The sequence below is a fragment of the Alistipes sp. HGB5 genome (assembly GCF_000183485.2).
In the GTDB taxonomy this organism is placed as follows: Bacteria; Bacteroidota; Bacteroidia; order Bacteroidales; family Rikenellaceae; genus Alistipes; species Alistipes finegoldii.
In genome coordinates this window covers 1-1,310 of the sequence record NZ_AENZ01000024.1, presented here as the reverse complement: position 1 = coordinate 1,310, position 1,310 = coordinate 1, and the positions used below count along the sequence as shown (strand labels likewise).

Here is a 1,310-nt window from a genome sequence, read left to right as displayed (position 1 = left end):
CTTGTCATTGGTGATTTTGGCATAGATTTGGGTCGTGGTGATCCGTTTATGTCCCAGCATCTTGCAGACCGTTTCTAGAGGTACACCCTGCGTAAGCGTGACCGTTGTGGCAAAGGTATGCCGCGCCATGTGGATCGTCGGGTTGAACGACAGACCGGCATGTCTGGCAACATGACGTAACGACATGTTCAGTGTTTTATAAGTGCCTTTAAGCGGAAAAACCTTCTCGCTTGTGCGATATGTATCCTTATAACGCTTGTAGAGCATTTCAGCGGCGGGAAGGAGCTTAACACGGAACTGCGTACCTGTCTTTTGCCGTTTGTCGATAATCCACCGCTCTCCGTTATCGTCCGTATGGATGTCCGCGTGGGTGAGTTTCACTACGTCCGCATGGCTCAAACCCGTAAAGGCGCAGAAGACGAAGGCGTCACGGTTGATGCCCGTTCGGTAGTTGGGGAGCCTGACATCCATCACGGCCTGCAATTCCGAAGCGGATAGATAACGTCGTTCAGCGTATTCCGCTTTGACATAGAACCCTGCGAAAGGATCGGCGGCAATCCAGCCGTTCTTATACGCCGTGTAGGTCATCAGCTTCAGCTTCTTGAGTGTAGAATGGATCGTCCCGGAAGCAAGACCCTTTACCGTGGAGAGGTAGACGACGAACTTTTCCACGAACTCCCGCTTCAGCTCTTTGAACGCAATATCCTTGACGTGGTATTCGTATTCGAGGAAAGAGGCAAGGCGGTTACGGCGTTTGCGGTAATTGTCATAGCTCGAATAGGCGCGGTCTTTGCCCACACGTTTGAGGAACCCTGCAAGGTATTCGTCGAAGGTCTGCAGCAGCAGGCGGCAGTCATCGCCCATACCGAGGAAGGCGTTGCGAACCTTTTCGGCCGTGACATACGAATCACGGTCGCAGAGACGTTGGTACTGCTTGCCGATATTGGTCTTGATGTTCTCCAACTTTTCATTGAGACGCTGGGCTTCAAGACTTCTGCCGGAGGCTTTGTTGGCTTTGGCATCCCAAAGGCTGGAACGAACGGAGAGTTTGCTGCTGAACTGCGACATCGTGCCATTGATGGTGATACGGCCCATAACGGGAACCTGACCGTGTTTTTCCGACTGCCTTTTTACATAGAAAAGGACTTTGAAAGTGCTGCGTTGCATAATAACTTGAACTTTGTGGATGGGTTAAACGTTAAGTCAAGTTATTTGTTATGCGGAAATCCGATGCAACAAACTGAAAACAAACGCCTTAATGCAAACAAAAGCATTTCGGGCAGGTAACGGATAAGTAACACAACTCACCG

General features: G+C 50.4%; 1 protein-coding gene. It reads right to left on the bottom strand.

Features of this window, described 5'->3' with window-relative positions:
- Positions 1–1,167: site-specific integrase (locus HMPREF9720_RS04260; protein ID WP_009596992.1), on the bottom strand; the 1,167-nt coding region annotated here is incomplete at its 3' end.
- Positions 1,168–1,310: the final 143 nt, after the last annotated feature.